Source organism: Prosthecobacter dejongeii (assembly GCF_014203045.1).
Lineage (GTDB): Bacteria > Verrucomicrobiota > Verrucomicrobiia > Verrucomicrobiales > Verrucomicrobiaceae > Prosthecobacter > Prosthecobacter dejongeii.
Genome location: NZ_JACHIF010000002.1, coordinates 468,022 through 491,920, shown reverse-complemented (window position 1 = coordinate 491,920; position 23,899 = coordinate 468,022). Strand labels below are relative to the sequence as shown.

Here is a 23,899-nt window from a genome sequence, read left to right as displayed (position 1 = left end):
TTTACTTCCTGTAACCCTGAGTAGGCGATAAGGGCATTCATTAGTCAGGTCTCATAACGCATGAAAAGAACATCGCTCCTCAGCCTTGCCGCAGTCTGCCTGCTGGCTCAGTGCAATAAAACTCCACCCGCAGTCATCTCAGCCGCACCTGTCACGCCAGTGGTGCCTAGCGTGCCTCTCATCACAGAGAATGCCTCGCCTCACTTCATGAAGGTGATCCCGCATTTGGAACTGGGTGGAACTTCATTTAACTATGCCGATCAAGAAGGGCTCGTGAGCCTGATCGCCACACTGCTGGATGAAGCCCTCAAAAGCGTGCCTGAAGAGCAGCGCAAGGACCTGCCAAAAGACTTTTCCGTCACTCGGATTTTCAAGGAACTGGGACTGGACAGTGTGAAGGCTGTTGGCGGCAGCTCGCGTCGTCTGGATTCAGGCAACTACCACTCCCGCACTTATGCCTACATGCCAGGAGGACGGAAGGGGCTGATGACGCTTAACGGCGGTCTGGCTGAGCCCTTTTTGATTCATCAGACCGCCCCTCAAGGCACAGATCTTTCCCTGGAGTTTCCTATCCATTTAAAGACACTGGGCACGGAAACCCTAAACAGTTTCTTGGGCATGGTGCCTGAAAAAGCTCGCGCGGAAGCCGAGGCTCCTCTAGCACAGCCGATCCCCACACTGGGCATCACACTGCGAGAATTGATTGAAAAGCTCGATGCTCGACTGGCGCTTCACGTGAAGGTTTATCCCGAGCAACAACTCATTCTTCCAAACGCTGAATTTCCACTTCCAGGCATGGATGCCTTGCTGGTAGCAGATCGCATCGGCTGGTTGCTGGAACCGCTTAAAAAGCAGTTCATGCCGATGCTTAGCAACCCTGCATTGCCTGTCGAAGTTCTTGAAAAAGACGGCATCCTCACCGTCAGCATGCGCGCCCCAGTGGGCCCTGCGCCGATGGATTTTCAGCCCGTTCTGCGCTTTGACAGCAAGACCGACCGCCTCCTGGTGGCCACCCGCCCGGCATTCCTAGCTGCGGCAGTGGAAGGCAAAGGCCTCGTCACTGGCGATTTGGAATTCAAAACGGCCTGGACCGGCTTGCCGGAAAAAGGCAACTCCGCGATCTACCTTTCCCCCACCTTGCTGAAGACACTGCGAGAAACGGCGCTGAAAAGCATCGCCAGTTCAGAAGAATCCGAGGACTACAAAAACACCGTTAGCAAGGTGCTCAATTTCATCACGCCGTATCTTAACCAAGGGCAGGCCGCGTGCTCATCCAATGAAGCTGAAGGCACCCTCGGCGTGGCAAATCTAGCCATCGCCATGAGCGACAGTTCCACCCTAGGTGCTATCAGCTACCTAGCGGTGGTTTCCTCCATGGCTGTGCCTACCTTTAATTTGACCCAAGAGAAAGCACGGCAAATGAAAGTGGGCAATGAAGGCCGCCAGATTGGACTCGCGTTGATGAAATACGCGCTGGAGCACAATGGGACATTTCCTGCCACTCTCGACGTTCTCACCTCCGAAGGTTTAGTGGATGAAACTGTCCTCAATGCAACCACTACGTGGCTGTACAATCCTACCCTTTCAAACTCATCGCCAGATGACGCAATCATCCTTGCCAGTGAGCCTTCCACCCAAGGTAAACCCGTGCGAGTGGTGGTGCGTAAGAGTGGCATTTCCGAGACTATTCCCGAAGTGCAGTTTGAAGTCGAGAAGGACGAAAACCTTCGCTAACACGGTCACCTTCTGATCACAGACGACTTCTAGACCCGACCCACAAGGTCGGGTCTTTTTTTGGCCTAACCAAATTCTAAATTGGCGGTAAACCACCCCGCTCATTTTTACTTCCGCAAGAAGGACAAATCGTGATGGGACTGCCCTTTTTCGGAATGGCGTAAGTACAGCCGCAGATGCGGCACAGGATGGCAATGCGGCGGCGTTTGGCCTCGCGACGTTGCTCCCGCCAAAAGGTGTAAAACCACAGCCCACAGACTGAAGTCACGCCGATAAGCATGACCAGCATGATGAGCTGGGCGAGGCCGATCCCGATCATGGAGCCTTCCCCTCCCACCGAAAGGAGATCTGCCCCCACTCCATGTCTTTCTCAGACGGAGAGAAATGCATTTGAGTGATGGCTTGATGCAGCTTTTGATTGATGACAGTATCGTCTGAAGCACTCAGAGGCAATGCGACCAGAACCTGGCCGAGGCGACCTACCGCCACCTGAAATCGAGGGCGGGTGATATCGGCCAGCGGAACTTGAGGTATTTCCAAATTTTTCGGTGCTCGCTCTGCCATCGGCCCTTCGACCACAGCCCGGAGAACGGACCTCTTAACCGGTGGTGCCTTTGCGGCAGGCTCCGCAGCAGGCAAAGGGGGCAGCACATCCATGTCCAGAGCAAATGGCCTCACGCGGCTGCTAGCAGCTAGGCCTGAAGGCACCGGCTTCAGCTTCAGTTCATGCTTGGTGTAGCTGGGAGTGAAAGCCGGCATTTTCAGGGCCTTGAGAGGTCCCGTTACCGCAGTCTCAGAGGGTAACATGCCAAAGCTGCGATCCATGGCCTGATGAATGAGCGCCCGCTCAGCAGGTTCATTCGGATTTAGCAAGAGGACACGTTGGGGGCGCACATCCACATGACGTGACTCAGGCGTCACCACTCGAAAAACAATGAACATGCTCACGAGGGCCACCACCGTGACTAGCAGTGCTAGGCCCATCCGAACGACACTGCGGTCATTCGAATGCCAGTCAAAGGTGAGTAGGCGTTCCTGCTTCATGGCACCAGAGGCGCAGGTGAGGGAGTGGTGGAAAGCGCGGCTTCAAATCCGAGTTCTTGCGCGAGATTGATCACCTCCACCACACGCCCACTGGGTGCTTGGCGATCATGGTGAATGATCACGCGGCGTTCGCCTGAGCGACCATCTACCAAGCGCTGTGTCAGTTCCTCAAAAGTCACCCGCCGACCATCAAAATACATGGGCACCTCATTGCCTGGGGCAATCGTAATGATGTGAGCGTGGTCAAAACCAGTCAACCGACTGGAAGAACGTGGTTTTTCCACATTGATGCCGGATTCAATCACAAATCCTCGGCTAAGAAGATAATACACCAGCAGCAGCAGAACGGCATTCAGCAGCGGCGTAATGTAGAGCCAGGGACTTTGCCTCGGCAGGTGGCTTTCGAGCTTCATCGTTGGCAGGTAGGATGCCGTCAGATCTTAACTTAGCCACGCTGACTGCGCGAGCGTCCTTTCACCTGACCATGAGCAGATTCATCCACCGCCGCTTGGCGGAATTCTACGATGTTGTCCGTGGTCTTGGCGTCTTCGATGAGATTCACAATCTCCACCCCTGCCCGCTCCAGATCATGCATGATGGAGCGGGAACGAGCGCTGAGAAAGGCATAACAAAGGTAGGCGGGAATAGCCACCACCAGGCCTAGAGCCGAAGTGATGAGACTTTGATACACCCCACGCGCCACTTCAGCCGGGGTGGTGATGCCATTGGCAGAGGAAAGATTGGTAAAACTATCCAGCAAGCCAATGACGGTGCCAAGGAGGCCCACCAGTGGCCCCACATGAGCAATGGCATTCAGAATGCCCAAATAACGTTCTAGGCGTGGCACCTCAAGCTGGCCCGCCTCCTGCACGATCTCTTTTAATTGACTGCGCGGCGCATGATGACGCAGCAGTGCGGCATGGATGACACGGCCTGCGGGCACCCGGGTGGCCAGGGCTTCCTGCAAGGCTTCTGCATAGTTCCTCTTGCGAATCAAAGCGGCGAGACCGGCGAGGAATTCACCAATGTTCATGCTCACCCGGTGATAATAAGCGAGACGCTCCAGAAAAATAGCGATGGAAAACCCCATGCAGGCCATCAATAGCCACACCAGAGGTCCTCCTTTAGAAATCAGTTCAGTCATGTCGTTGCGTAGTGCCTAGGCTGGCTTGAGGCTCGCGCAAAATGCACAGGAACCTCCTGAGCATGATTTATGCCTCTTGATTGAAATTGTAAACCTGAGAATCTTACTGCGCTTCTCGATAATGGAAAGTTCTTTACCCACGACTTCCCCGCCGCCACGCGTTTTGTTGGCGGAGGAAAGCCTGCCGTTCCGCCGGGTGATCCGGGAGGCCCTTACCTCTTTCCGTCAATGTGAGGTGGACGAAACCCCTTCGGCAGAGAGCGCCTTCGAGTTGGCCCTACGGCGGCCATACCAGCTTTTCATTTTCTCAGTCAACTTACCGGATATGAGCGGCATCCTGCTGGATCGGCTGCTCAGCCGTGCCTACCCCCTTGCTCACCCAGGTAGCCACACGGCCCCCCCTGTGATCCTCATGGTCCGCAACGAAGACACGGCCAGTCACCCAAATTTAATGCGCGATGCCCGCGTGCGAGGCGTTATGCCTTATCCTCCTAAGTTAGACCTCCTACTGTCTCTCACGGCAGGTCTGCTTCCTGGCCACAATATCATCTCTTCTTCGAGTCAATCGTCACCGCCCTCTCATGTTTCCTGACCTTTCCACTCCCCCCGCCGTCAAAATTTGCGGCATCACCCAGGAACAACAGGCTCGCGACATCATCACGCTCGGAGCGGATGCCCTAGGCATCAACTTTTGGCCCAAGTCTAAACGTTACCTGCCCGTAGAAAAAGCAGCCCTGTGGCTGCCAAACGTCCGTGCTGAGACCTGCCTGGTCGCAGTCATGGTGAATCCAGATGCCGCCCTGCTGGACCAGCTCATGCAAGAGGCCTTGGTGGACATCTTGCAACTTCATGGTGACGAATCTCCTGCTGAGGTAGGTCGTCTTCTGGACGCAGGAGCTCATGTCATCAAGGCCCTTCAGATTCGGGATCGGGCCTCCTTGGCCCAAATTGGCGAATATCCCTGTGAAACCGTTTTGCTGGATGCCTACAACCCTGGTCTTTATGGCGGCAGCGGCGAAACATTCCCGTGGGAGTTGGCCGTCATTGCCCAGGAGGAGTTTCCGGAAAAAAAGATCATCCTCTCAGGCGGCCTTACGCCTGCGAATGTGCGGCAGGCCATCCAGCAAACTCACCCAGCAGGTGTGGACGTGGCCAGTGGGGTAGAATCAGGCCCCGGGATCAAGGACCTCGCCTTAGTCGCAGAATTCATCCAAGAGGCAAAATTGGGCTAAATCCATTTTTCCCATTTCTCAGCCCAAGACAACAGACCCCTGGTGCGTTCCTTGCCACCATGCGTCTGCTTTTGCTCTCCCTCGTCTGCCTGGCAGCTCCACTCTCTGCGGCGGAAACACCGCCCAAACCCGCTCCCCCTGCGCCTACCCCCGCTCCGGGAAAGCCGGAGCCTAAACCTGACCCCAAGCCAGATCCCAAACCTGAACCGGAGAAAAAACCAGAGGCCGAAAAAAAGCCCGAAGAACCCGCCAAACCCGCACTAGCGCCTACCACTGTAGCCGCAGTCAAAAAGAAGACTTTGGCTGAGGTCACCAAAGGGCACCAGCACGTCACCGGGCTCTTTGAATTTTACCTGGATCGGGAAAAAGGCACCCTGCACCTGTATGTGAAGAAGGACCAGATCGGTCCTGAGTTCATCTACTTCAATCAAACCATGGATGGGGTCGTCCAGGCTGGACACAATCGAGGGCAATACGGCAGTGAGCGCATCTTCCGCATTAGCCGGACCTTTGACCGCATCGAATTCATTGCTGAAAACACCGCCTTTTATTTTGATCCGCAAAGCCCTCTGGCGCGCGCAGCCAAGGCCAATACCTCCCACGCCATTCTTTCCAGCGAACCTGTGGTGGCTGAAGATGCCAATGGTTATCTGATCTCCGCCACAAACTTGTTTCTGCGCGAGAGTCTCCTGATGGTGAAGTATCCATCGGGTGGCGATTCCAGCAAAGCCGTATTAGGAAAGTTATCGGAAACCAAAACGAAACTCGGTCGCATCAATGGTTATCCAGACAACACCGCCATTCAGGTGGAATATGTGTATGAAAACCCATCTCCAGGCTGGGCTAATGATGGCAAGGTGACGGCGGATGAAATCACTGACCCACGCTATGTGAGCATACGCGTTCAGCACAATCTCATCCGCATGCCGATAAATGATTTCAAACCCCGTTTTGACGATCCACGCATCGGCTACTTTAGCACGCAGGTTACGGATATGACCAGCACCGCAGCCACGCCTTTCCGGGATGTCATTCACCGCTGGAATTTGGTCAAACAAAAGCCCGGCACTGAGCTTAGCGAGCCTGTGCAGCCCATCGTTTTTTGGATTGAGAATACCACCCCGGTCGAACTGCGAGATCTCATCCGCGAGGCGACACTGCGCTGGAATCAAGCCTTTGAAACGGCAGGCTTCAAGGATGCCATCGTGGTGAAACAGCAGCCTGACAATGCCACCTGGGATGCGGGCGACATTAACTACAACGTGCTGCGCTGGACCTCCTCCCCCAACCCACCTTTCGGAGGATACGGGCCCAGCTTTGTAAATCCACGGACGGGACAGATCCTGGGAGCAGACATCATGCTAGAGTTTAGCTTCCTCACCAATCGTTTGCGTAGTCAGCGCCTATTCACGGAGCTAGGCCTAGCCACAGCAGAGGATAAGGAAGCACCCGTTTTCCAAGGGAAAGAAGCCGAACTGTGCCAGGACGGTCAGTTTGCCCAGCAAGGTCTGTTGTTTGGCAATGCCGCCCTTCGCCTGCGAGGAGCAAGTGAGACGGAGATGAAAGATCTGACGCGCGAGGCCTTGATCAAACTCATCCTGCATGAAGTAGGGCACACGCTGGGATTGAACCATAACTTCCGTGCCAGCCATCTCTACGATGCCACGGAAATTCATAAGAAAGAGATCACTTCCAAGACTGGCCTCACTGGCTCTGTCATGGATTACATGCCGGCAAATATCGCCCCCCAGGGCGTTCCGCAGGGGGAATATTACATCACCAAACCAGGGCCTTATGACCATTGGGCCATTGAGTTCGGCTACAGTGAATCTTTGGAAGATCCCGCCGAGGAATCGAAGCGGCTGCAAAAAATCGCCGCGCACTCTCATCAGCCAGAACTGGCCTTTGGCAACGATGCCGATGACATGCGCCGCGCTGGCAAGGGCATTGATCCACGGGCAATGATTTATGACATGAGTGGGGACCCTATTACCTACGGGATTCAGCGCTGCGACTTGGTGAAAGCTCGCCTGAAAGACCTCCTGAGTAAAGAGCCCCGTGAAGGCGAAAGCTGGCACAGTCTGACTCAGTCGTACGTCGCCCTCACGCGTGAATCGGCCGATGCGCTCGTCGCCATGACGCGCTATGTGGGCGGGGTGTATGTGGAGCGTGCCTTTGTGGGCCAAGCGCCGGGTAAAAAACCTTACACACCCGTGGAGAAGGCCAAGCAAGAAGCAGCTCTGGATGCCCTAGCTAAATATGCTTTTGCTCCAGATGCCTGGGACGTGCCCGCAGACCTCATCGCCCACCTTCAGCAACAGCGGCGTGGGTTTAATTTCCGCAAGGAAGATGAAGATCCTAAGCTGCATGAACGCATTAGCCTCTTGCAAAAGTCTTTGTTAGACCACTTGCTCCACAATGAGACTCAGCAGCGCATTCTGGACAGTGCCCTCTATGGCAATGAGGTGCCGCTGAGCCAAGTCATGGATCGGCTAACGGATGCCATTTTTCTCAATGATCCCGCCACGGGACCTAGCAGCTTGCGCCAGGACTTGCAGAGTGAGTATGTGGATCGCCTGCTGCGGATCGTCAATTACGGGGCCTACCTGCCAGCGGCCCAAGCGGTGGCCTTGGGTGAGATTGAAGACATCCGCACGCGCCTGAATGCTGCACCGTTGAATGCCAATGCGGCCCACACAGCCTTTCTCCGCTACAAGATCAAAAGAGGGTTGGACGAGTAAATCTTCCCATTCCCTTCGTTATCCCTCCTGAGCTTTCCGTGGTGGAACACGTTGGCAAAACGGCCACTTCTGTTCTAGCGTAAAGCTCCATGCGCTGCGCCCGACGATCTTTCCTATGCCTCCAGGTCCTTTGCTGGGCCAGCACGCTGCCTTTGCTGGCAGCGGAGTTGCAGGACAATGGTGAATTCCGTCTTGCGCGCCAAGCCCTTACTGATGGATTGCCAGGCGTTGCTGCGACCAAAGCGGCCCGTCTGCTGGAGCAAAAGGACTGGACGAGTACGGACCGACTCACCCTGGCGGGCCTAGCGGTCGAATCCTGGGTACGTGCTAAAGATGGCCGTGCCGCCCTAGCTCTATTGGCGCAGGAGCAGGTGCCCAATAAACCTTTTTGGAAAGCTCAGGCGCATGTCGTCGCCGGGGAACTGGACGCCGCGCGACAAACTTTGGAAACCCGCCTTGAGGCCGAGGAGGCCACCAGCCAAGAGCAGCTTTTGCTCGCTCAAGTTTGGTTAGCCCTGCAACAGGCCTCTCAGGCACGTGATCTTTTGGTGATCCTACGCCGCTCGGCTTCACCTGAAACAGCACGGCGCGCGCGCCTCATGCTGGATGAACTGGACCTCAATTCTGGCAACTACCAACCCGCGCTGGATGATCTAGCCGCACTGCCCCGTGAAATCGGTGAACCCACAGCAGACATGTTACGTGCCCGCGCTTTCATGGAATTGGCTCGATATCCGGAGGCTGAAGCCCTCCTGACGAGTCTTGTTGCCTCCTCAGGAGGTGGAGAACGCCTTCACCATGCGGCAGCGGTGTTGCTGGCTGAAACCCGCCTGCGGCAGGGCAGAGCCGTCGAGTGCATCGAGTCTTTGGTCCAGTTTTTAGACAACACTGTGGATAGCCTGCTGTGGACAGATGCCTTCGATCTCCTCGCCCGCGCTTTGGAGACAGATTCCGGGCACTTACTGCCGCCAGATGCGGCCCTGCGCTGGATCACGGAAGGCAACACGGTCCAAAAGCAAGCGTTGCAACCGCTGGTTTCGACCCAAACTTTTCGTGGACATGCCATGCTGCTCATGTCCCGCTGGCTGCTGAGTCAAAAGCGAACGATGGAGGGCCTTGGGCTGCTGGAGGCCATGGTGCAACTTTATCATGGGCATCCTCGAGGAGCTGAGGCCATGCGCTTAGCCCTGGAGACCTATGGGGCGATGAAAGCAGACGGACGCGTCACTGCCCTGGCCAACCAATGGCGCCAACGCTATGGAGCCGGACAGTCTGCCATGGTGGATTTCGTCACGGGGGGTACCGCTTTTACCCGAGGGGACTACGCCCAAGCCGCCGAACTCTTCCAGGCTGCAGCCAACGTCGCTGTCACCCTGGCAGAACGCCGGGCCGCTCTTTACAACGCGGGCGTGGCGACCCTACGGGCCGGAGAAGCGGCGATGTATCAAAGCCTCCTTAGCCAACTGGAAACCGTCAGCGCCGGCACTGCCGCCACAGTCAAGTCTGGGGACACCGCAGCGGATTTGGAGTTAGACCAAGCTCTAGACCTCGCTACGCGTTCCCAAGCCAGCGCTGCGGAGGCCCTGCGCACCTTCATTCAAAAACATGCTGGTCACCCACGTCTCATCCAGGCCCACATCGCTTTGGCAGAATTTCTGCTGACTCAAATCCCGACCGATTTCGCCGCCAGTGAAGACAGCCTTCAATCAGCCGCCAGCCTCTCGGGTGCTACCGAAAGTCAGCTTCAACAAATCGCCGTCACGCGTCTCTGGATGCTAGACAAGCAGGGGCAGCTTAAAGCCCTCACAGAAGCCGGGGCTGACTTTCTCAAACAATGGCCAGAAGCCCCCCAATCGGCGGCGGTACGCATGAAAATCGCCGATGCTTTTTACCGTCTGGAAAACTTCGCCAGTGCACGCACTGAATTTGAACTGGTGGCCCAAACTTACTCCACCTCCGCGTATGCAGATACGGCGCTCTACTTCGCTGGTATGGCGGCCATCTCCATGATGAGCGATGAAGGCCGCGAATCAGCCATCAATCTCTGGCAGGAATTAGCGGAACGCGGCGGCCCACTCAGCATTCCCGCCCGTCAACAGCAGGCACTGGCCAAACGCCGCGCTGGCCAAGAAGCCGAGGCTCTAAAATTACTCGACAGCCTGCTCACTGAAAAAAATCTGCCCGAAGACATGCGCCGATCCCTCACCTGTGAGCGGGCAGAAATCCTTATGCTTTTGGGTAAGACCGACCCGGCTCAACTGGATAAAGCGGTCACCGCCCTGCGCCAACTGCTGAAGGAGGATGACCTGACCTACCTGTGGAGCGCTCGCGCAGGCTACACTCTAGCCGCAGTCTTGAACGCAGCAGGATTGACCAATGAAGCCCTCGAAGCCTGCTACAATGTGGTCCAAGCCAGCGGCTTTACCGGGCCTACCAACCCCGCAGAATTTCGTTGGTACTATCGTGCAGGCTTCTTCGGCATTGACCTGCTTGAGACCACTAAAGAATGGGAAGCCGCAGCACGCTTAGCGGAAAAGATTGCGCTCTCGACCGGTGACCGCGCAGCGGAAGCCAAGGAACTCTCCACCCGCATTCGCCTAGAGCACTTCATTTGGGACACTAAGTGATCCGTTTCGTAGATTCACCATTTCTCCCTCCCCGTTATGCCCACAAACGTCCTCGGCCAAAATCTCCAGTGTTGCTGTACTCAACCCATGACCGGGTTTTACCGGGATGGTTACTGCCGTACCGGGGCGGGCGATGTGGGGCTGCACACCGTATGCGTTCAGGTCACTGAGGAGTTTCTACTCTTCTCCCGGTCCCGCGGCAATGACCTCATGGCCCCTGCGCCTCAATGGGATTTCCCAGGTCTTCAGCCCGGTGACCGCTGGTGCCTTTGCGTGACACGTTGGAAAGAAGCTTTTGATGCAGGAGTGGCCCCCAAAGTCTGCTTAGAAGCCACGCATTCTTCAGCCATCGAATGGGTCAATCTGGAAGACCTCAAAGCTCACGCCCTGCCTATGGGGGAGTAAACGGTGTTGCGTTTTAAGGCTTCACTCCAGTCTTTTTCAATCCTTCAAGGATGCGCTTTTGCACGCGTGCATCGGTGGGCTGCAGCGAGCGGGCTTTTTCAAACTGCTCACGGGCTTTATCCAGCTCATTCATCTTGAGATACACTTGGCCCAGATGCTCAATGATCTCCGCATCATCCGGCTGTAATTCAGACAGGAGAGTGATCGCGCGCTGCAATTCTTTGACGGCATTGGGGTAATCCCCTTTTTTGAAATGCCACCAGCCCAAGCTGTCAATGTAGGCAGCATTGTCAGGCTCCAATTCGTTGGCCTTGAGGATCAGCTCGCCAGCCTTGTCCAAATGGCGGTCCAGCTCGAGCCACATGTAACCCAGGTAATTCATGGTGTTGGCAGCGGCCTCCACCTCGTCTTTTGGTGTGAGCGTGATGGATTTTTCAAAGATGCGCCCCGCATCTTCATGACGTCCACCTCGTTCTAAGGTGATGCCATATTGAAAGTAGAAGCGGTGATTGATCAGCTCCCCCTGCCCACCTTCAGCCATTTTATCCGCTTCCTCAAAGGCCTCAATGGCTTTGCCCCACCGCTGCAATGAGCGTTGAGCAAGAGCGGCCTGAACGTAAAACATAGCCTGATCTGGGAACAACTTCACACTGCGCTGGCTCAACTGAATCACCTTATCAAAAAGCTGAGCCCGCAGAAGTAACTCGCCCAGGTAGAGGTAGTCTTCTCCTTCACCTCCGCCGATCTGGATAGCCGCCTCCAGGTGAGGAACCGCATTGGCAAAGTCATCTCGCGATTCATAAGCACTGGCCAACAACCGACGCTGCTCCACATCCTTCGGGTCCGCTTTCACAATCTCGATCAATTGAGCCAAAGCCTTATCCTTCTCTCCAAACGCATCATGGAGGCGATGAAGGAGTTTTCGGGCCTGGAGATTGCCATTTTGAGCCACCATCTTTTCACACAAGCCTCGTGCTTCAGGCAGTTGATTGCTTAGCAGGTAGTATTGGGCCACTTCCAGTTGCACAGCTTCGTGCTTGGCACCTGGCGCGTGGCGCAGCGCCTTGGCATAATAGGCATTTACCCGGGCCACATGCTCCTCGCGCATTTCAGCCTGGGCCAAAGGCCAGATCTGCTGCGCTGCTTTACCGAGGGTCAGCCAAAATGCAGGTTCCGGAATCTCCTGGCGCAGCGCCTTTTCCATCACAGCGATGGCATCTGCACGCGATCCCTGAGTGAGGTAAGTCACTGCCGCAAAGCCATAAACCTCCGCTTTCTTCGGGAATTTCTGCAAGGCCGTGTCCAGCGTCTGCCGCGCGCGATCATTTTCAAAAGGATCGTCTGGAGCGTAGGTAGCACAAAAACGGGCCAGGTTCAGATACGGTGCAGGGATGTCTGAGCTGTCCTGCACGGCCTTTTGTAAAATGGCCAGAGCCTCCTTGCGGCCCTTGAAGCTGTAGGCCAGCTCGGCCGTGTGCATGGCTAGGTCGGGATTGGCAGGATCTACAGCCAGGGCGGCTAGATAATGATCCAACGCCTCTCGGAGCTTACCGGAGTTTTCAAACTGGAGAGCACTGGTGTAGTGAGCCAGCGCCTCAGCCACGCGCTCTCCATCACGCTGCAAATGCAGCGCCGGGGGACTGGCCAGGGGAGGTAAAGACAAGTCTGCCTGCTCATGGCCCGTTTTTCCCACCCCAGAGAGCGGGACAAACAGACCTAGCAGGCAGACTCGAAGTCGGCGACTATTTCGGGACATAGTACCCCCGTCAGCGAATCGAATGTTTCTCTTCGCGGAACGGTGGCACATCATGTAACCGAGGCTAGCGCTTAGGACTTATAGCGCAAACGCTTCTTGTGACGGTTCGCGCGCATGCGCTTCTTGCGCTTGTGCTTGTTGATCTTCGTCTTTCTGCGCTTTTTCAGCGATCCCATGTCTGTGTTCTCCTGTGTTCTTGCGTCATCCTAGGGGATGACTTTGTTTAGCGGATATTCCACGATGCCCTCGGCACCGAGAGATTTGAGCCGCGGGATGATCTCCCGCACGACGGATTCCGCAATGACCGTCTCGACGGCAACCCAGTCCGCATTGGCGAGCTGAGAAATGGTGGGGGAACGCTCTGCGGGCAGGCTGGCGACAACCTCCTTCAGGGCGGCGGATGGCACGTTCATCTTGAGGCCGACCTTGTCGCGAGCCTCCAGTGCGCCTTTCAGCAGCAGGACGAGCGTTTCCATCTTCTGGCGCTTCCATTCATCTTGGAAGGCCGCTTTGCTGGACACGAACTGCGGATAACTCTCCATCAGGGTGTCCACGATCCGTAGCTTATTGGCGCGGAGGGAGCTGCCCGTCTCGGTGATGTCCACGATGGCATCCACGAGCTCTGGCACTTTCACTTCCGTCGCACCCCAGCTAAATTCGACTTCGGCTTTGACGCCGTTTTTTTCCAGGTAGGTCTGCGTCAGGCCCACAGCTTCTGTGGCGATGCGCTTGCCTTCCAGGTCCTTGACGGACTGGATGGGGGAATCTTCCGGCACCACCAGCACCCAGCGGGTGGCATTGGAGGTGGCTCGGCTGTAATTGAACTCGGCCAGCACTTCAATATCGGCCTTGTTCTCCGCGATCCAGTCCTTGCCGGTGATGCCGCAGTCTAGGAAACCATGGTCCACATAACGGCCGATTTCCTGGGCGCGCAGGAGACGCAGCTCAAGCTGCTTGTCATCCACGGTGGGGCGATAAGAGCGGGAGGAAACCACCACATGGAACCCTGCGCGCTTCAAGAGTTCAAGCGTCGGCTCCTGGAGACTGCCATTCGGCAGGCCGAGTCGGAGGATGTTCTTTGGGGGTTCCATTTGGTCGGGGAAAAGGGCGCGCAAAGTAGCGGAGTTTGGCAGGGTGCAAAGGATTATTTAACCCGAAAAAAACTTCTCGGTCTTTTTCACTGTGTCAGCGAGCTTTGTATTGGCCCTTCATCTGCTCATTTCCCCCCGCGATTTGGAGGGAAAATGAGGGCTGTAACTCAACTGAATAGGCTCAGTCCACGGCCACTTTCACGACGACCTTGAAGACTTCGCTGGGAGTATCCCACTCCACGCAGGGTGCGTGGGCATCTTCTGGGTAGAGAATGGCAAAATGGCCTGCGCTCAGATGCAGCGGGGTGACATCTGGGACCAGCTTCCACAGAGCAGCTTCTTTCTCTGGGGTGTAAGCCCTTGTCTCTTCCTTCATGGTGGCCAAAGGTGCCCACAGGATGGTTTCACGACCGGAGTGGATGAACTGCACGTCAATATACTTCCGGTGAGCCTCGAACAGGGCTTTTTCCTGTGGCTTGGTGGTGTAAGTCTGGACGATGGCAAAGACGTCATCGCCCGCGATGTCCACCCGGCCCAGTTCCTGGGTGCCATCCACGCCGCGCAGGTAGGCAAAGGCCTGGGCAAAGCGTGGCGACAGGACTTCGTAACGGGCAGCGTTTTCGAGGGTATCGAGGATCATGGATGGTGTGAACGCCGTTTTAGAACCGAGCCGCGCGGGAAGCAAGCAAGGACGTGGCCTCCGCCCCAAATCTCCGGTTGTCAGACGGGCCAGGCCGGTCACTGAATGGTGACGGCCATGCCTTTGTGAACCAGCGTGTAGAAGGTGGCGGCATCCCAATTGGAGAGACGGATGCAGCCGTGGCTGCCGGAGCGCCCAATCGTCTCTGGGAAGGCGGTGCCGTGGATGCCGACGCCGGGGCGGTTCAGCCCGGTCCACAAGATGCCCACGGGACTGTTGGGCCCGGGCGGCAGGTTGTAAAAGGTTTCGGTGCGCTCCCCGCGTTTCAGCACACCTTCATCGTAACGGTACCAGGGCCAGGGCACTGCCCCGGTGATCTTCCATTCCCCCATCGGGGCCGGATGCTCGTCCGAACCCGGCGTCAGGGGAAAGGCGGCCAGCAGACGCGCCCCTTCCGACACCCGCAGCATGCGCAGCCGCGTATCCACCACCACGCGCCGTGATTCCGTCGCAGAAGTAGCCTGCTTGGAATAACTGGAGGGATAGGCATCCACACGTAAAGGTCGCTGGACATTGGGCACGCGGATCACCTCCCCCACGGTCAGCGAATCTATTGGGCGGCCAGGATTCAATTCGGCCACGAATACCACGGTGGTGTGAAAACGCTCAGCGATGAGCTCTGCAAGGCTCGTGTAGGGGAGTGTCTTTTGCTGGGCCTGCGCGGCAGGCTCCTTTGCCATCGTTCCCAGGCGCCCCAGATCCTCTGCCGTGATGGCATAGGTGGTGTAGGGGACGATGCCGCTGACATCTGGTGTCACCTGGTGCGGCAGGCCCTGAGACTCCCGGTAAAGCGCCAGGGCCTTGCTGGTGAATTCACCTGGGTGGCCATCCACCACCCCTGGGCCGAAACGTTGGCCATCCAGAAAGATCTGCAGTTGCACGGTGCGGTCGCGCGACATCGCATCCACCACGGGATCCGGGGTGCGGTGACTTGAGGTCACACATCCGGTTAGACCCAAAAGACCGAGCAGGGCCATCGCGGTCGCAGCATGAGCACGTGAACCCACGCGAAAAGAAAATTGCATGGTTTTAGGAGGGCGTGAGGGGCGCTTTATTCCCTCATGCCGTGATTTCGCGAGGATTACAGCCTCAGAAAAGCTGCAATCCGCAGGCCGTGAAGACCCCGAAATCTTTTCTATTGTTAGTTGCCAGGATAGCACCTTCGACGGTCGCAGTTGCAGCGATCATGGCATCCACTCGCAAGGATCTCTTGCGAGCTGCTGCGTTGAAAAGACGGGCAGCTTCGATGGCGTAACTCTCGCCAAAAAGTACCACCTGATGCAAAAAGGCCCTCATGGCAGAAATCTGAGCGGGACTCACTGGACCGCAGATAAACTCATACCAGGCTGGTATCGGAGTGATCTGCACCTCCCTGCCTGTGCCCACTGAATCAACTCCAAGCTGTCACGACTGCCAGCGACAAGTCCAAGACTGAGATAGTTGGTATCAAGGCAGATCATAGGCCTCTCCACTGGTGGCGGTCCTCGCGAATTTCAGCCGGATAGCTTTGGGCTCTTTTGGGAGAAAGTCCCTCACCAGACTCATGAAGCTGTAGCAGCAAGGCTATTGGATTCGCTTTTGTAGTCTCTACCTCTGCCTGAGATACGGCTCGTCGCACGACTTCTGCCTTGGAAACTCTCCAGAGCTTGGAGAGGCTGCCGATGCGCAAGGTTGTGGCGTCATCAAGAGCGAAGGTAGTGCGGTGAGACATCGTCGCCATACCATCACACATACCATAACAACACAACCTCTGTAAGTCTGGATTGGCTCTCAAAGAAGCGCTTACGTGGGACTTTACACCCCCTGCTGGCGTTCCAGTTCGGTGCGGAGGCGGTCTTCCTGTTCGCGCAGTTCCGGGGTCAGTTCCTCGCCAAAATCTTCCATCTCAAACAAGGGGCGCAGTTCCACCTCAGACTCTTCACCGGGCATGGGATCCGGGCAGCGCTTCATCCATTCCAGGGCCTCGTCCATAGACTTCACCTGCCATATCCAGTAACCGGCGATCAGTTCCTTTGTCTCTGCAAAGGGACCATCCATGATGGTTCGCTGCCCACCGGAAAACCTCACTCGTTTACCCTTGTGGCTAGGGTGCAGGCCGTCGCCAGCCAGCATCACTCCGGCGGCCACCAGTTCTTCATTGAACTTGCCCATTGCCGTTAGGAGTTCCTCACTCGGCATCACGCCAGCTTCCGAGTTCTTCGTTGCTTTGATAATGACCATGACTCTCATTGCGGTGTTTCTTTCTGGTTGGATTTTTCGTTAGGCGAGCCTGCCTCAAGTCGCCGTGACCGTCTTGCCAGTGCCCGATTTCAAATTCATGACGAATGGGCCTGAGCCTAAAGGACAAGTTCATTCCACTTTGACAGCTTAATCTCGCAAGCCTGGAGACTCCCACAAAAAACCCGTCACCTTGTGGGCGACGGGTTTCTCGAAGAAAGGCGTGATTAACACCCGCCAAGGCCAAGCTTACAGCTTGGCCAGGATGTCATTCAGCGTGATGCTGGGGCGCAGAGCTTCGCTGGCTTTCTGGTCGTTTGGTTTGAAGTAACCACCGATGTCCACAGCCTTGCCCTGAACGGCGATGAGTTCTTCAACGATTTTGGCTTCGTTGGTGGTGAGCTCTTCGGCGATGGGTTTGAATTGGGCCTGAAGTTCTGCGTCAGCCGATTGTTCGGCCAGAGCCTGGGCCCAGTAAAGGGCGAGGTAGAAGTGGCTACCGCGGTTGTCAATGGTGCCCAGCTTACGACCTGGGGAGCGGTCAAAGTCGAGGAACTTGCCAGTGGCGGCGTCCAGGGTATCCGCCAGCACCTTGGCCTTGGGATTTTTACAGGTTTCGCTGAGGTGCTCCAGGGAGACAGCGAGGGCGAGGAACTCGCCCAGGGAATCCCAGCGCAGGTAGTTTTCTTCGAGGAACTGCTGCACGTGCTTCGGTGCGGAACCACCGGCGCCGGTTTCAAACAGGCCGCCGCCATTCATCAGCGGGACGATGGAGAGCATCTTGGCGCTGGTGCCAAGCTCGAGGATCGGGAACAGATCCGTGAGGTAGTCACGCAGCACGTTGCCTGTGACGGAGATGGTGTCCTGACCGGCCTTGATGCGCTCCAGGCTGATCTGGCAGGCCTGGGCAGGCGGGAGGATGCGGATGTCTAGCCCGGTGGTATCGTGATTAGCAAGGTATTGGTTCACCTTAGCGATGATCTGAGCATCGTGGGCACGTTTTTCATCCAGCCAGAAGATGGCGGGAGAGCCGGTGGCGCGGGCACGGTTGACAGCCAGCTTCACCCAGTCCTGCACGGGGGCGTCCTTGGTCTGGCAGGCACGCCAGATATCGCCTGCTTCCACTTCGTGTGAGAAGAGGACATTGCCTGCACTGTCCGTCACTTTCACGGTACCGTCGGCAGGGACTTCGAAGGTCTTGTTGTGAGAGCCGTACTCCTCGGCAGCCTGGGCCATGAGGCCGACGTTTGGCACCGTGCCCATGGTCTTGGGATCCAGGGCACCGGTGGTGCGGCAGAAGTCAATGACGGTCTGATAGACACTAGCGTAGCAGCTATCCGGGATCACCGCGAGGGTATCCTGCGGTTTGCCAGCGGCATTCCACATCTGGCCCGAGGTGCGGATCATGGCTGGCATGGAAGCATCCACGATGACGTCGCTCGGCACGTGAAGATTGGTGATGCCTTTGTCGGAGTTCACCATGGCGATGGCCGGGCCATTGGCGTAAGCAGCCTGGATGTCGGCCTCGATCTCGGCCTTTTTGTCGGCAGGCAGCTTATCAAGCTTGGCGATGAGGTCGCCAAAGCCGTTGTTAAAGTCCACGCCCAATTCCGTCAAAGTGTCGGCGTGTTTGCTGATGACGTCCTTGAAAAACACACGCACCGCGTGGCCGAAGATGATGGGGTCGCTGACCTTCATCATCGTGGCCTTCATGTGCAGGGAGAAGAGCACGCCGTCGGCCTTCGCCTTGGCGATCTGCGCCTCCAGAAAGGCCAGCAGCGCCTTTTTGCTGAGGAAGGTGCCGTCGAGGATCTCGCCCGCCTTCAGCGGGGTGCTGGCCTTCAGGACCTTGGTGCTGCCATCTTTGCCGACGAACTCGATCTTCACATCAGTGGCCTCAGCCACCACGACAGACTTCTCATTGGAGAAGAAATCATTCTGCCCCATCGTGCCCACGCTCGTCTTGGAGGCGGTGCTCCACTTGCCCATGGAGTGAGGATTCTTGCGGGCGTATTCCTTGACGGCCTTCGGCGCACGACGGTCGGAGTTGCCCTCACGCAGCACAGGATTTACCGCGCTGCCCATCACCTTGGCATAGCGGGCTTTGATTTCCTTGTCGGCATCCGTTTGGGGATTTTCAGGATAGTCAGGCAGCTTGTAGCCCTGGCCCTGCAACTCGGCCACCGCCGCCTTGAGCTGGGGCACGGAGGCGGAAATGTTCGGTAGTTTGATGATGTTAGCTTCTGGGGCCACGCAAAGTTTGCCCAGGTAGGCCAACTCATCCGGGATCTGCTGGTCAGGCGTCAGGCAGTCAGGGAAATTGGCCAAAATGCGGCCCGCCAGAGAGATGTCCCGAGTTTCCACCGCGATACCGGAGGACTGGGTGAAGGCTTCAACGATCGGCAGCAGGGAGTAGGTGGCGAGAGCGGGAGCTTCGTCTGTCTTCGTGTAGATGATGGTGGGCTTGGAGGACATGTCGGAATGATTTTTGACCGTTCAGAGCTAGACGCACCTGCCGCTGAGCGCAACGGTCAAGGTGCCCGGCAAGCAGATGAAATGCGCAGAAAACGTGCTTCTTTTCTCTGGATTTCCGTAGCTCAATCGCGCTCCAGACACCACCCAGCGCATTTTTCGCGTCTGGACTGCGCCTTGATCCGTTTTCACCCGCATGGCTTCCACACTCACTCTCGGTTCCAAAGCACCCGCGTTTCACGCTGCCGTCGTCGGCGGGGACTATGCCCCTGGGGCAAAAGTCAAACTCAGCGATCTCACGGGGGAAACCGTTGTTCTCTATTTCTACCCGAAGGACGACACACCCGGCTGCACCAAACAGGCCTGCGCCTTGCGCGATGGCTGGGCGGATATCAGCGCCAAGGCGAAGGTCTTTGGGGTGAGCATCGACAGCGTGAAGAGCCACGAAAAATTCATCAAAAAACACGCTCTCCCCTTCCCCATCCTCAGCGATGAAGATCAGGCCATCGTCAATGCCTACGGCGTCTGGGTGGAGAAGAGCATGTATGGCAAAAAGTACATGGGCACAGAACGGACCACTTTTGTCATCGGGCCTGACGGTAAGATCAAAGCCGTTTTCCCAAAGGTGAAACCCGAAGAGCATCTGGCCCAGGTAATGGCGGTGCTGTAAATTCCGGAGGAGTGTTGTTTTTTACGAACCACTCCACGTGGCGAAGTGATCCCCCGCTTTTGCCCTGTCCCTCTCGCCTCTTTTCCAAACATCTTGTTAGGCAAAGTGGCACAAAAAAGGGGCGGCAAATCTGCCGCCCCTACAAGATCCGCGACCGAAGGCGACAGATCAGTTCTCAGTGAACTTACCCAGAGCGCGGAACTTCTGGTAACGACCTTCGAGAAGGTCTGGGATACTCAGTTTTTCCAGCTCAGCGATGGCATTCAGGACGGCATCTTTCAGGGACATGGCGGTGACGTAATGGTCATTGTGAGCACCCCCCGCAGGCTCTGGAACGATGCCATCAATGATGCCCAGTTTGGAAAGATCCTGCGCACTGAGTTTTAAAGCAGAAGCGGCCTCGGGAGCATGTTCGCGATGTTTCCAAAGAATAGCCGCACACCCTTCTGGACTGATGACGCTGTAGTAGGCGTTTTCCATCATGAGCACTTTGTCGGCCACGCCAATGCCCAAGGCACCTCCAGAGCCGCCTTCGCCGATAACGACGGCGACGATGGGGGTGCGCAAAAGCATCATCTCGCGTAGGTTAAAAGCGATAGCTTCGGCGATGTTACGTTCTTCCGCACCGATGCCTGGGAAGGCCCCGGGTGTGTCAATGAGAGTGACGATAGGCAGGCCAAATTTCTCGGCCATACGCATGAGGCGGAGGGCCTTGCGGTAACCTTCAGGATGAGCACTGCCAAAGTTACGGAGCAGATTTTCCTTAGTGTCACGGCCTTTCTGGTGGCCAATAACGACGACTTTTTTTCCACCCCACGTGGCAAAACCTGCCGGCATGGCTTGGTCATCACCGATGTGACGGTCTCCGTGCAATTCGGTAAAGTCTTCGCAGCAATGCTTCACGTAATCCAGCATGAAGGGGCGATTGGTATGACGAGAGATTTGCACGCGCTGCCAGGGATTGAGATTGGAATGGATTTCGCGCAGGAGGCTTTCTGCCTTTTTCTCCATGTCTGAGATCTGACTGGCCAGCTTGTCGCTGGGCTTAGCCGCAAATTTCTTTTTAGCCTCTTCGATCTCTTCGCGGAGTTTGACGACGGGCTTTTCGAATTCCAGGACGTGTTTCATGTAAAAAGGGGCGATTAACGAATAAAGTAGAGTTTGGAGCCATTGCGCACCAGGGCAAACATTTCTTCCAGGTCCTCTCGGGACAGGAAAACACCGGGTTCAGGGGCATCGTCTAAATCAGGGATTCCAGGCTCAGTCGGTGCCGGGGTGGAGGCAACAGGAGGTTTAGCAGGCGGAGGCGTGCGCAGTAAAATGTCTGTCCTTACACCGCGACTGCCAGGTAACCACTTGTCAGCCTCCGTGTAGCGAGGGTCGGTAGAAAGAATGGCCTTGCCGTCCAGCATGGCGGCTTTGCCTTTGATTTCCATGCCGTTTTCCACAGGCACTCGTAGCCCAGGTGGCAGGCGAACGTCCGTCGCATGGTATTCTTTGAAGAAGAATTCTTTTTCCCCCACCTTCCGCCAGAGTGTGACAGTTTTCTCGGACACATCGACCCGGATACTGAAGTCCATGGGCAAGATGGAAAGATGATCTCCTGGCTGCAAGACAGTGCCCATGAGCCCGTTGAGGCGGATGAGCATGTCCAGCGTGGTGCCCTGTTTGTTCGCAATCAGGGCCAGGGAATCCCCCGGCTGGACGATGTAGTCTTTTTTTCCCGTTTTGGATTCTGAGGCAAAAAGCTGGTCCAGATTGATCTCACCGATGATCCGCTTGGCCTCTATACAGGTAGGGGAGGCGGGAAACTGCGTTACCAGCTTGAAAAGACCATCCCTGCCCTCTTCGATGCGGCCGGCTTTGATGAGTTCAATGGCGGCGTCGAATCGTTTCGCACCTGGATCTACTGGTGGGAGATCACTTTTTTTGATGGTGGCGAGCTCTGCCTGGATACGTTTGTCTGGACGCAAGATTTTATCGTAAATGTAGTAGGCCGCAGCCATGCTGCCCAGCGTGATACCCAGGACGATGAGGAAGAGCAGGAGCTTGAGCTGCGCTTTGGCCATAGGGGAGGAAAACGCGTGCTAGCCCAAGAGGCCGCGACGCTTAAAGTCGAAAAGATTGATTTTCTGAGACTTCTCGATCATCTCCACCGTGAATTTCAGCAGGCAGATTTCCCAAGTATCATCCACACCGGAAATCACCGCGCGCATGGGGTTGCCTGAGACACGAATGTCCTCCAGAAGCTTACCACAGACCGCCTCCATGGGCTCATGGACGAGGTCTTCAGTCATGTCGTCCATCTTAAATTTAAAGCCATATTTCAGGATGGCGAGACGGTGTAGGTTGGCTTTGAGAAACTCGCCAAAGGCGTCTCCTTGGGGACCAAAACCATCAAAATCAAAGTCAGCGATTGCTGCCGGATCAGGACGCAAAATGAGAGGCTTTTCAGCCGTCAACTTGCCCTGGCGGATGCGCGTGGTGTTCACGCTGTCCATGAGTTCGGTCACCAGTTGAAACTCAAACTGGGTGGAACCAAAGGTATCTATCCGGCGGTCAGGCTCGTGTAGCACCTGGGTGTTTTCCAGGGCGTATTGGATATCGTACTCCGTGTGCATTAGGGGTTAGTCAGCATAGAACACAAAGCGTTCAGGGCGAATGATTTCTCCAACCGAGCTGAGCGACCTTTTTCATTTTCGAGAGAAGCCCGTTGGGGTCATTCGATCAGGATTCCAGTCAAAATCCGCTTTTCTGCCGCCTCCGCCGCAGCTTGGCTGCGCGCGTGGATGCGCAGCAACACCTCACCGACATGGATTTCCTGGCCGACTTTGCGCAGTTGGTCCACACCCACAGTCGGGTCCACAGGGTCGCTAGCCAGCACCCGTCCGGCCCCCAGTTCCAGCACGGCTCGCCCTAAAGTACCCGCATCCAACTTCATCAAGCGACCACTTGCGGTCGCCTTCATTTCATGAATCACGGGCACGCGGTGGATGTTTTGCATCTGCTCCAGGCTATCGGCCTTACCGCCCTGCACCTCCACCATCTGCTGAAACTTGGCCCAGGCACGCCCGTCCCGCAGCATCTTCGCCAGTTCGGCCCGGGAGGATATGGAAACCGCACACGCCAGGTCCAGAACGAGAGCTTCCAGATCCGGCGGCCCCTGGCCCTGGAGGCAGCGCACACATTCGATGACTTCCAGGGCATTCCCCGCAGATTCGCCCGTGGCCTCATCCATGCAACTGAGCCGGACACTGGCCCGCACCCCGAGTGCCCGCCCGACGGTGACTAGACTCTGCGCCAGTTCATGGGCCTGAGATTCCGTCTGCATGAAGGCCCCACTGCCGTATTTCACATCCAGGATCAGCCGATTCAGACCCTCCGCTAATTTTTTGCACAGGATGCTGGCGGTGATGAGCGGGATGCTCTGCACCGTGCCCGTGACATCGCGGAGGGCGTAAAGCTTCTTATCCGCCGGGCAAATGTTCGCCGTCTGGCCGACCATCAGGCAGCCAGTGATAGGCAGGGTCTTGTAGATTTCGGATTCGCTGAACTGGGTGCGAAAGCCGGGGATGGACTCCAGCTTATCCAAAGTGCCGCCGGTGATGCCAAGACCGCGCCCGGAGATCATAGGCACCCACACGCCATCGCAGGCCAGCAGGGGTGCGAGGACGAGGGAGGTTTTATCTCCAATACCACCCGTGGAATGTTTATCCACCCGCATGGGTGCAGCCTCGGGCCACTGCAGGACGGAGCCGCTGTGCAACATGGCCTCTGTCAGCGCGGTCGTTTCAGCCCCGCTCATGCCTTTGAAAAAAATGGCCATCGCCAGCGCGCTCATCTGGTAGTCTGGCATGTCTCCTCGGGTGAAGGCCGCTATGAGACCTGAAATTTGCTCCCGCGACAGTTCGCCCCCTTCACGCTTTGATTCGATGAGAGACGGAATGTGCATGGCCAGAGAGTAAGCCGTCCCGCCAGGTTTCGGCAAGAAAGGAACCAAGCCAGGCCTATTCCCTCATCTACCTGCACTTGCTGCTTGGAAGTGTCTCATTCCCCCCCTAGCATT

General features: G+C 56.5%; 23 protein-coding genes. 7 read left to right on the top strand and 16 right to left on the bottom strand.

Features of this window, described 5'->3' with window-relative positions; all coding sequences use genetic code 11:
* The first annotated feature begins 60 nt into the window (after positions 1–60).
* Positions 61–1,734: a hypothetical protein gene (locus HNQ64_RS07250; RefSeq protein WP_184206973.1), complete on the top strand. Its 1,674-nt coding sequence runs from the start codon at positions 61–63 to the stop codon at positions 1,732–1,734.
* Positions 1,735–1,810: 76 nt separating this feature from the next.
* On the opposite strand, the gene HNQ64_RS07245 is transcribed toward HNQ64_RS07250, so the two are convergent.
* The 4 genes from HNQ64_RS07245 to HNQ64_RS07230 are packed head-to-tail and all read right to left on the bottom strand — an operon-like array spanning position 1,811 to position 3,922.
* Positions 1,811–2,053: a hypothetical protein gene (locus tag HNQ64_RS07245; RefSeq protein ID WP_184206971.1), complete on the bottom strand. Its 243-nt coding sequence runs from the start codon at positions 2,051–2,053 to the stop codon at positions 1,811–1,813.
* Positions 2,050–2,778, bottom strand: coding sequence for a hypothetical protein (locus HNQ64_RS07240; RefSeq protein ID WP_184206969.1), 729 nt, complete (start codon positions 2,776–2,778; stop codon positions 2,050–2,052). The genes HNQ64_RS07245 and HNQ64_RS07240 overlap by 4 nt, the downstream gene beginning before the upstream one ends.
* Complete coding sequence (locus HNQ64_RS07235) at positions 2,775–3,191, bottom strand: ExbD/TolR family protein (RefSeq protein WP_184206967.1); 417 nt, start codon at positions 3,189–3,191, stop codon at positions 2,775–2,777. Before HNQ64_RS07235 ends, HNQ64_RS07240 begins: the two co-directional genes overlap by 4 nt.
* Positions 3,192–3,223: 32 nt before the next feature.
* The gene (locus HNQ64_RS07230) at positions 3,224–3,922 is read right to left on the bottom strand and encodes a MotA/TolQ/ExbB proton channel family protein (RefSeq protein WP_184206965.1); all 699 of its coding nucleotides are present in this window, start codon (positions 3,920–3,922) and stop codon (positions 3,224–3,226) included.
* Positions 3,923–4,043: 121 nt separating this feature from the next.
* Between HNQ64_RS07230 and HNQ64_RS07225 the strand changes: the two genes are divergently transcribed.
* The 5 genes from HNQ64_RS07225 to HNQ64_RS07205 all read left to right on the top strand — a co-directional run bounded on the left by HNQ64_RS07225 (position 4,044) and on the right by HNQ64_RS07205 (position 10,927).
* Complete coding sequence (locus HNQ64_RS07225) at positions 4,044–4,514, top strand: response regulator (RefSeq protein ID WP_184206963.1); 471 nt, start codon at positions 4,044–4,046, stop codon at positions 4,512–4,514.
* On the top strand, positions 4,504–5,154 hold the full coding sequence (locus HNQ64_RS07220) for a phosphoribosylanthranilate isomerase (protein ID WP_184206961.1): 651 nt from the start codon (positions 4,504–4,506) through the stop codon (positions 5,152–5,154). Before HNQ64_RS07225 ends, HNQ64_RS07220 begins: the two co-directional genes overlap by 11 nt.
* Before the next feature lie 59 nt (positions 5,155–5,213).
* The gene (locus tag HNQ64_RS07215; RefSeq protein ID WP_184206959.1) at positions 5,214–7,895 is read left to right on the top strand and encodes a zinc-dependent metalloprotease; all 2,682 of its coding nucleotides are present in this window, start codon (positions 5,214–5,216) and stop codon (positions 7,893–7,895) included.
* Between the two features lie 89 nt (positions 7,896–7,984).
* Positions 7,985–10,522, top strand: coding sequence for a hypothetical protein (locus tag HNQ64_RS07210; protein ID WP_184206957.1), 2,538 nt, complete (start codon positions 7,985–7,987; stop codon positions 10,520–10,522).
* 36 nt (positions 10,523–10,558) lie between these two features.
* The gene (locus HNQ64_RS07205) at positions 10,559–10,927 is read left to right on the top strand and encodes a DUF2237 family protein (protein ID WP_184206956.1); all 369 of its coding nucleotides are present in this window, start codon (positions 10,559–10,561) and stop codon (positions 10,925–10,927) included.
* 13 nt (positions 10,928–10,940) lie between these two features.
* Here HNQ64_RS07205 and HNQ64_RS07200 read toward each other — a convergent pair whose 3' ends face one another.
* The 8 genes from HNQ64_RS07200 to HNQ64_RS07165 all read right to left on the bottom strand — a co-directional run bounded on the left by HNQ64_RS07200 (position 10,941) and on the right by HNQ64_RS07165 (position 19,166).
* Positions 10,941–12,683: a tetratricopeptide repeat protein gene (locus HNQ64_RS07200; protein ID WP_184206954.1), complete on the bottom strand. Its 1,743-nt coding sequence runs from the start codon at positions 12,681–12,683 to the stop codon at positions 10,941–10,943.
* 71 nt (positions 12,684–12,754) lie between these two features.
* On the bottom strand, positions 12,755–12,859 hold the full coding sequence (locus HNQ64_RS24295; protein WP_133796641.1) for an AURKAIP1/COX24 domain-containing protein: 105 nt from the start codon (positions 12,857–12,859) through the stop codon (positions 12,755–12,757).
* 30 nt (positions 12,860–12,889) lie between these two features.
* Positions 12,890–13,774 carry an ATP phosphoribosyltransferase gene (hisG, locus tag HNQ64_RS07190; protein ID WP_184206952.1) on the bottom strand — a complete coding sequence of 295 codons (885 nt, stop codon included), beginning with the start codon at positions 13,772–13,774 and terminating at the stop codon, positions 12,890–12,892.
* 181 nt (positions 13,775–13,955) lie between these two features.
* Complete coding sequence (locus tag HNQ64_RS07185; RefSeq protein WP_184206950.1) at positions 13,956–14,414, bottom strand: YhcH/YjgK/YiaL family protein; 459 nt, start codon at positions 14,412–14,414, stop codon at positions 13,956–13,958.
* 98 nt (positions 14,415–14,512) lie between these two features.
* Complete coding sequence (locus HNQ64_RS07180) at positions 14,513–15,499, bottom strand: L,D-transpeptidase (protein ID WP_184206948.1); 987 nt, start codon at positions 15,497–15,499, stop codon at positions 14,513–14,515.
* Positions 15,500–15,563: 64 nt separating this feature from the next.
* Positions 15,564–15,770 (bottom strand): PIN domain-containing protein, encoded by a 207-nt coding sequence (locus HNQ64_RS07175; protein ID WP_184206946.1) that lies wholly within the window; start codon positions 15,768–15,770, stop codon positions 15,564–15,566.
* A 498-nt stretch (positions 15,771–16,268) separates the two neighbouring features.
* On the bottom strand, positions 16,269–16,703 hold the full coding sequence (locus HNQ64_RS07170; RefSeq protein WP_184206944.1) for a YciI family protein: 435 nt from the start codon (positions 16,701–16,703) through the stop codon (positions 16,269–16,271).
* Between the two features lie 237 nt (positions 16,704–16,940).
* Positions 16,941–19,166: an NADP-dependent isocitrate dehydrogenase gene (locus HNQ64_RS07165; protein ID WP_184206942.1), complete on the bottom strand. Its 2,226-nt coding sequence runs from the start codon at positions 19,164–19,166 to the stop codon at positions 16,941–16,943.
* Positions 19,167–19,359: 193 nt separating this feature from the next.
* Between HNQ64_RS07165 and bcp the strand changes: the two genes are divergently transcribed.
* Complete coding sequence (gene bcp, locus HNQ64_RS07160; RefSeq protein ID WP_184206940.1) at positions 19,360–19,833, top strand: thioredoxin-dependent thiol peroxidase; 474 nt, start codon at positions 19,360–19,362, stop codon at positions 19,831–19,833.
* 168 nt (positions 19,834–20,001) lie between these two features.
* Here bcp and HNQ64_RS07155 read toward each other — a convergent pair whose 3' ends face one another.
* The 4 genes from HNQ64_RS07155 to HNQ64_RS07140 all read right to left on the bottom strand — a co-directional run bounded on the left by HNQ64_RS07155 (position 20,002) and on the right by HNQ64_RS07140 (position 23,833).
* Positions 20,002–20,961 (bottom strand): acetyl-CoA carboxylase carboxyltransferase subunit alpha, encoded by a 960-nt coding sequence (locus tag HNQ64_RS07155; RefSeq protein ID WP_184206938.1) that lies wholly within the window; start codon positions 20,959–20,961, stop codon positions 20,002–20,004.
* A gap of 14 nt (positions 20,962–20,975) precedes the next feature.
* Complete coding sequence (locus tag HNQ64_RS07150) at positions 20,976–21,902, bottom strand: LysM peptidoglycan-binding domain-containing protein (protein ID WP_221305362.1); 927 nt, start codon at positions 21,900–21,902, stop codon at positions 20,976–20,978.
* An 18-nt stretch (positions 21,903–21,920) separates the two neighbouring features.
* A complete protein-coding gene (locus HNQ64_RS07145) occupies positions 21,921–22,454 on the bottom strand; it encodes a hypothetical protein (protein WP_184206936.1) in 534 nt (177 codons plus the stop codon).
* Between the two features lie 98 nt (positions 22,455–22,552).
* Positions 22,553–23,833 carry a thymidine phosphorylase gene (locus HNQ64_RS07140; RefSeq protein ID WP_184206934.1) on the bottom strand — a complete coding sequence of 427 codons (1,281 nt, stop codon included), beginning with the start codon at positions 23,831–23,833 and terminating at the stop codon, positions 22,553–22,555.
* Positions 23,834–23,899: the final 66 nt, after the last annotated feature.